The 6,133-nt window shown below is 66.5% G+C and carries 7 protein-coding genes; 3 read left to right on the top strand and 4 right to left on the bottom strand.

Going from position 1 to position 6,133, the window contains the following annotated elements; translation table 11 throughout:
* Positions 1-312: 312 nt before the first annotated feature.
* Entirely contained in the window at positions 313-558 is a 246-nt protein-coding gene (locus KBZ10_RS28790; protein WP_210990688.1) for a hypothetical protein, read from the bottom strand.
* Positions 555-1,085 carry a hypothetical protein gene (locus KBZ10_RS28785; protein ID WP_210990687.1) on the bottom strand — a complete coding sequence of 177 codons (531 nt, stop codon included), beginning with the start codon at positions 1,083-1,085 and terminating at the stop codon, positions 555-557. Before KBZ10_RS28785 ends, KBZ10_RS28790 begins: the two co-directional genes overlap by 4 nt.
* Before the next feature lie 411 nt (positions 1,086-1,496).
* On the opposite strand from KBZ10_RS28785, the gene KBZ10_RS28780 reads away from it, so the two are divergent.
* A complete protein-coding gene (locus tag KBZ10_RS28780) occupies positions 1,497-2,321 on the top strand; it encodes a hypothetical protein (protein ID WP_247703152.1) in 825 nt (274 codons plus the stop codon).
* Positions 2,322-2,423: 102 nt separating this feature from the next.
* Positions 2,424-2,720 carry a TIGR04141 family sporadically distributed protein gene (locus tag KBZ10_RS28775; protein ID WP_210990686.1) on the top strand — a complete coding sequence of 99 codons (297 nt, stop codon included), beginning with the start codon at positions 2,424-2,426 and terminating at the stop codon, positions 2,718-2,720.
* A gap of 78 nt (positions 2,721-2,798) precedes the next feature.
* On the opposite strand, the gene KBZ10_RS28770 is transcribed toward KBZ10_RS28775, so the two are convergent.
* Both KBZ10_RS28770 and KBZ10_RS28765 read right to left on the bottom strand, forming a co-directional pair.
* Positions 2,799-3,971: a serine hydrolase domain-containing protein gene (locus KBZ10_RS28770; RefSeq protein WP_210990685.1), complete on the bottom strand. Its 1,173-nt coding sequence runs from the start codon at positions 3,969-3,971 to the stop codon at positions 2,799-2,801.
* Positions 3,972-4,044: 73 nt separating this feature from the next.
* On the bottom strand, positions 4,045-5,388 hold the full coding sequence (locus KBZ10_RS28765; protein ID WP_210990684.1) for a transcriptional regulator: 1,344 nt from the start codon (positions 5,386-5,388) through the stop codon (positions 4,045-4,047).
* Positions 5,389-5,643: 255 nt separating this feature from the next.
* On the opposite strand from KBZ10_RS28765, the gene KBZ10_RS28760 reads away from it, so the two are divergent.
* Positions 5,644-6,036: an ATP-binding protein gene (locus tag KBZ10_RS28760; protein WP_210990683.1), complete on the top strand. Its 393-nt coding sequence runs from the start codon at positions 5,644-5,646 to the stop codon at positions 6,034-6,036.
* Positions 6,037-6,133: the final 97 nt, after the last annotated feature.

Here is a 6,133-nt window from a genome sequence, read left to right as displayed (position 1 = left end):
CGCATCGACGGCATCTGCCACCCCCAGGACATCTCGGCCAACAACGGACCCAGACTCCCGCAGCAACCGTTATCTCATGCCTGACCAGCAGAAACTGCACATGAGGTTCGGAAAGAGAACGGCCTCTTAGACCTGCCTGGTCACGAGCAGCTGACCATGTACTGAAAGGTTGTGTCCGAGGATCCCCGGTGGAGCTTCATCGCGGTCCGACGTGTCGGTGGCCAGGGGTAGCTGTCGCCTATGACAAGGGCCGCAAGATCATGCCGACCAATGAAACAACGGTGTGCCGGGGAGCGCACCCACTCACGCATTTCATCGGGAGCCGATGCGCGGCCGCAGCTGGAATGGGACACGGGTCACGCCGTCCTGTTCGCTCCACAGCCGCATACCTGATCGCATGAGCGCCCAGCCGATCTTCTCGTAGGGCATGAGTTCACCGACGCCGAGTTGCCCTATGAGGTGAGTCAGTTCGTCGGCCATTCGTAGATCATGTTCCCGCTGGCGCTCGTCCGCGTTGACGAACCCGTCGGCGCGAGCGGTGAACTCCTCGTAGGTCAATTCCCGAGGGCGCGCCGATGGGCCAGCAGTGCTTCACTGTCGACGTAGGCATCGGAGTACTCCTTGCCGAACAGTCGCCCATACTCGCGAACCCTTACGCGCTCCTGTTCCAGCGCTTCGGGATCAATCCTCTTCTGGCGGGCAGCGGCGACTTCATCAGCGCGGGACAGCAGCCAGGACAGAGGCGATGGGCACAAGAAGATCCCGAGTCTTCCGTATCCCTGCCAGTCGCAATGGGCATAACCAACCGCCTGGGTTACCCAGCCGTAGCGGTGTCCGGTGCTGGTGTTCGGGGTGGGATTCTTGAACTCAACACCGAACGCAGGGGCGTCGTCGTGCCACCCGTTCGGATCTCTGGGCCTGAGTACTGCGTCTATGCGCGTCTCTTCGCCGGTCCAGTAGCGCCCTGGTATCTGCTCCTCGATGTGGAACCACCGGTCGAGCTTGCCTAGGACGACAGCAGAGAGTGCCTTCTCATCAGGGAACGCTCCAGGTCGCGGCATCAATGGCCTTTGCTCGTAGCGCATTTGGGGACTGTACGTTGCCGGCGCGCCGGGCGAGAAGTGGCAGCGGTCGTCTCGAGCCGTACGCCGAACCACAGCTATGCGAGCGGGTGCCCGGGTGACGAGCCTGACTCCGGCTCGGCCAACACCCCTCTCCGAACGGTAACTTGCAATGGGGTGCGCCCCCACGGGGTTTCAGAGGGGGAGAATGTGTCGAAAGCCGAGCTTGGGGCGGTCATCTTCACCGCTTGGACAATGTCGATGTGGGCCCTGACCATGACGGCAACGTCGCAGCGCCGAGGTACCAGAACGCTCTTGGAACGGATCTGCTGGGCTCACGCGCGGGCACATGCGAGACGGCGCCGCGCTCACCTGGTGCGCCAGGTCCGCGACAGCTCCTTGGCGACCCGCCCAGACCGTCCAACTCTGGACTACTTGCAGCGTGAAGACGTCCTCTATCAGGTGTCCAGGAGGGCACTCGCCATCAAGATGATCGTCCCCGTCGCGACATCCGTCTCCGCGGGCTACGCCCTTGCAACAGCTATTGAGCGCACAACTTGGCACGTCTGGCGGGACGCGTTCGCCATCGGGGCCATGATGGCACCCATGTTGATCACTGCCGCGATCGCCTCACTGGTCTCGAACCAAGGCATGCAACGGTGGACAACCGAGGCTGTGACGGTTACGGCACGGAGGGCCTACGAGGCGCTTCTCCAGCCTCTGGAGGTCACGGGGAAGGAGCCTCCGACGACAACACCCTTCAACTCCCCACACGTTGCAGCTGTCCGGGCCTTGGAGGACTTCGCCATCGCATTGGAACGGTATGCCGTGCAGCGGGCGCTTCCCGACGGTCGCAACCCCATGCCGCGGGTCATCGCCCGATTCTCGGCAGCTGCTGCCCTTGTGCGTGAGCTTCGCGACGGGGTTGAACTCGATCGGATCGACGGTGCGAAGCGTGCTCTGCTCGAAGTAGAGCGAATCCTGAAAGTCCTCTCCAGCGGTCGGCTCCAAGATATTGCCCCCGGGGACGACTCAGGCGACGAGCTGTTGCACAGTCACCGGGAGCGCAGAGCGTGGCGGCAGCAGATGCTGCGAGGCGTCGCGTTCACCCTCTGCCTCGCTGGCATTGTGTTTGCCCTGGCTTCATCTGCCGTGGGCGTCGCCCTTGCCACGGTCGTCGCTGCGGGGCTAGTGGCTACTTGGGACAAGATCCTTCGCCTGTCCACCAGCTCGGAGGCGAACAGGGCAGCGAGCAGCTGACGGGCGAGAAGGAGGGGGGCCTGGTGCCGGGCCCCAGCCGATGACCAGTTCGCGACGCTGATACTCCCGGCTCCTGCTGGTTATGTTCGCCAGCCACTGCCGATGCCGTCGAGAGCCTGGAACGACCCGGAGGGGAGGGAACGGCTCGCCGAGAAGGTGGCCGCCGCCCGGCAAGGGCACCGTCTACCGGAAGACTTCCGGCCTTCGAAGGTCGTCTTCGCAGTCTTGCTGAAGGACGGAACCCACCTCACCGCCGACACCCTGTTCCTGTTCTCGCAGGTCACTTTGGTGCAGACGGCCAGGGCGCTCGAAGCATGGGGTGTCCAAGTCGAGGTCGTCGGCATCGCCTCCACTCCGTCGGCCGCCACCTCGACTGGGATTCGGCGGTTGGCGGCGTAGCCGCCGCGCACCGTAACGACGTACGCCGACGTGGCTGGCGAGCCGTTCCGGATCTCGGGGCCACAGCGATGCCAGCTGTTACGCCAGCGACTTTCGCACCGCGTCGACCAGTGACGTCGCACGCAGGTCGTCGAGACCCCCGACGATGTTGTTCATTGCATAGCCGAAGGCGATGCCCTGCACCGGGTCGGCGAAGCCAAGTGAGCCGCCTCTGCCTGTGTGACCGAAGGAGTTTGGCCCGATCATGGGGTTGGTTTCGGTAGGCAGCATGTACCCGGAGCTGAACCGGCTCGGGATCAGCATCACCTGGTCCTTCCCACTGGCCTGTTCCTTGGTCGCCGAGGCCAGGGTCTCCGAGGTCAGCAGGCGCACGCCGTCCACCTCGCCGATCAGCGCGGCGTACATGCGCGCCAGCCCGTGTGCGGTACCGATGCCGTTGGAGGCCGGGAGTTCCGCGGCCTGCACCTCGGGCGAGTCAAAGTCGATCGCGGCGGGGTCTGTGACCGCGTACGCCTTGTTGCTGAATGACTCCGGATCTCGCCACGCGGCAACCTGTTCGCGGAGTTCCTCGGGAACCGACTCGACGGGCACGGTGGTGAGGTCGACGGCCGGTCGCTGGTACACCATGCGGCTGGCCCGGTCGCGTTGATCCACCGGCAATCCGATGAAGAAGTCCAGCCCGAGGGGGGCGGCGATCTCGCCGGCGAAGAAGCGGCCCGGTGTCCGGCCGGACACCCGGCGGATCACTTCGCCGACCAGCCAGCCCCAGGTCCGGCCGTGGTACCCGTGCGCGGTACCCGGAGTCCACATGGGACGCTGAGCAGCCAGCGCAGCCGCCATAGAGTGCCAGGCCAACGCCTCGTTCAGCGGGACGGGTTGGTCCAGCGTGATGACGCCGGCCTGGTGGGACAGCAGCCAGCGCACCGGGATGTCCGCCTTGCCGTTCGCGGCGAACTCCGGCCAGTACTTCGCCACCGGCGCGTCCAGGTCCAGCGCACCGCGCTCGGCCAGCATGTGTGCCGCGGTCGCGGTCGCCCCCTTGGTCGCCGAGTAGACGAGCTGCAGCGTGTCCCGTGTCCACAGACGGCCGGTCTGGGGGTCGGCGACGCCTCCCCACAGGTCCACCACCGGTCGGCCGTACTGGTACACGCACACCGCCGCGCCGATGTCCCCGTGCTCGGAGAAGTTCGCCGCGAACGCCTCACGCACCGGTTCGAACCCAGCCGCGACCTCACCGTAGATCGTCGTCATGCCGTCCATCCTGGCATTGCGGCAGCATGCTCTGAGGGGGCAGGGCTCGGCCTCGCAATCCGGGAGGTGACGGTCACGCCGCGACGGGCACGGCCTGAAGCCGCTCGCGGAACTCACGGACAGCGGGGACGCACTTGCGCGGCTCGAGGCGTGCGGAGAACTCCTTCAAGCGGTCCAGAGCCCGTACGGAACTGACACTGCTCTCCAGGAGTTCCGTGCCGTAGTTCGCGGCATCGAGCGCCCCGTCCAGGTCACCGCCGGCGAGCCGGGCCTCGGCCAGGCGGCTGGAGCGTACGGCCTTGTCCCGAGGAGCCGCGCTTTTCACGGAGGTCTCCAGGGAACCCGTCGCGCGCTCCACTTGCCCGGACCGCAGCAGGACCTTGCCCTCGGTCGACTTCAGCTGAGCCTCGCCGAACCAGTTGAGCCAGTCCGGGTTTTCCTCCGTCGTGTGGCGCTCCCAGTGGGACACGGCACGGTTGAGCGCTGTTCCGGCCTTTGCGTGGTCGCCATCGCGGGACAGTGCCTCGGCCTTGTGCAGGTAGAGAAAGGACTGGGTGTACGGCGATAGCGTGCGAGGGGCGTTGTCGATGGCGGTGGAGACGAGGGCGACGCGCTCGGTGGTCCGTCCGGCTTCGGAGACGTGGACCCCCATCTCCGCGAGGATGAAGGCACCGAACGCGTCGTCTCCAGCGGTACGGGCGCTGCGCAGGGCCCCGATGTAGTAGCGCTGGCCGGCGGACCGAAGCCCCGCGTCGTAAGCCATCCAGCCGGTCAGGTGCGACACCCGGGCCGCCAGGGCGTAGAGGCGGAGTCGGATGCTCTCCGTGTACCTGCCGGTGCTCAGGAGGCCGGTGACGAGGGCGAGATCGCCGCGAGCCTGCTCCAGGAGTGTGGCGCCGCCGAGCTGGTCGTCGAGGGTGCGCAGCGTGCTGATGCGCTGCTCGATCGTCGAGACCATCGTGTCCGTGACGTGGTCCCCGTCCAGGGCCGACGCGAAGGCGGATGGCGCGTCCACCCAGCTCGCTGCAAGACCCGTCAAGGCGGCGCCGGTGATGGTGAGAAAGCCCCGGCGGTCCATGCAGCCACTCCCCACGAGTTCAGACAACGCCTCAACGGTACCGGCCTCGGTCCACGGGGCGGTGAGTCCCGTAACCTCCCAGACCGGCAGCCACCGGGGCCAACCTTCCCTCCGCGCTTGCTCGTACGGGACGCGCAGCAGGTCGGCGAGTACGCGCTGGGCGTCCGCGTCCGGCTCCTGGCCCTGCTCCCACTTCCATACGGTGGTCCGGTTGGTCGCGATGGGGATTCCGAGCAACCGCCCGTGCGTCTGCATGAGTCGGGCGAACTCGGCCTTGCCCCATCCGCGCGTCTGGCGAAGGAAGCTCAGCGGGTGGACCGCCAACGGCTCACCAGGCATGTCATCACTCCCGTCATCCCCCTCGCGGCGTAGTGGGGAGGCTACTGCGCGTGGCCGCGTACGGGGAGGGCGTCCCCATGAGGAACCCCCTAGAAACGTTCCGCCCTGCTGGCTGGGGCCGTTGACTGAATATCAGCCGTTCACGGAGCTCGCGCATCGCGACCGCGCTCCCGGATCGGCTCCCAGATCGGCGGCTCCGCCCCTGTTTCCCCGTCGGGGACGGAGCCGCTCTCCAACTCCTTGGAGGCGTCCGCCATGCCCACGCTCGTCCATCGGTTCGTCCTCGCGGGTGAGGAAAGGGAGGTCTCCCTCGCCCGGCGCAAGGTCGTCGACAAGATGCGTGCGTGGGGTATGCCGTTGAACGACGACACGGCTGACGCCATCCGCCTCGTCGCCTCCGAGCTCATCACCAACGCCGTGGTCCACGGGGAGGGGCCCGTCACCGTCACGCTGTACCACCGGCCCGGTCGCCTGGTGATCGATGTCCTCGACGCCAATCCCTCGGCTCCGCAGAGAAGTTGTGCCCGAGCCGACGCCGAGAGTGGGCGCGGCCTGGCACTGGTCGAGCTTCTCGCTTCGCGGTGTGCCTGGGAGCCTGCCGGCCAGGGGAAGCACGTATGGGCGGAGTGCGCCATGGAAGCGCCTTGATGTATTCCCGGCTGAGCCGGGAGGAATTCGGAGAATATTCCTGGGCTGAATGACTTACCTGGAGTCGAAAGACAAAGGGGACCGTAGCATGTCAGGA

This window comes from Streptomyces sp. F63, from assembly GCF_018070345.1.
Lineage (GTDB): Bacteria > Actinomycetota > Actinomycetes > Streptomycetales > Streptomycetaceae > Streptomyces.
The sequence above is the reverse complement of the archived record's forward strand: the minus strand, read 5'-3'. Positions and strand labels throughout refer to the sequence as shown.

Excerpts from the sequence above, each read along its gene's own strand:
- KBZ10_RS28785 (WP_210990687.1), bottom strand. The coding sequence starts at position 1,085 with ATGCGCTACGAGCAAAGGCCATTGATGCCGCGACCTGGAGCGTTCCCT.
- KBZ10_RS28770 (WP_210990685.1), bottom strand. The coding sequence starts at position 3,971 with ATGACGACGATCTACGGTGAGGTCGCGGCTGGGTTCGAACCGGTGCGT.
- KBZ10_RS28775 (WP_210990686.1), top strand. The coding sequence starts at position 2,424 with ATGCCGTCGAGAGCCTGGAACGACCCGGAGGGGAGGGAACGGCTCGCC.
- KBZ10_RS28760 (WP_210990683.1), top strand. The coding sequence starts at position 5,644 with ATGCCCACGCTCGTCCATCGGTTCGTCCTCGCGGGTGAGGAAAGGGAG.
- KBZ10_RS28765 (WP_210990684.1), bottom strand. The coding sequence starts at position 5,388 with ATGCCTGGTGAGCCGTTGGCGGTCCACCCGCTGAGCTTCCTTCGCCAG.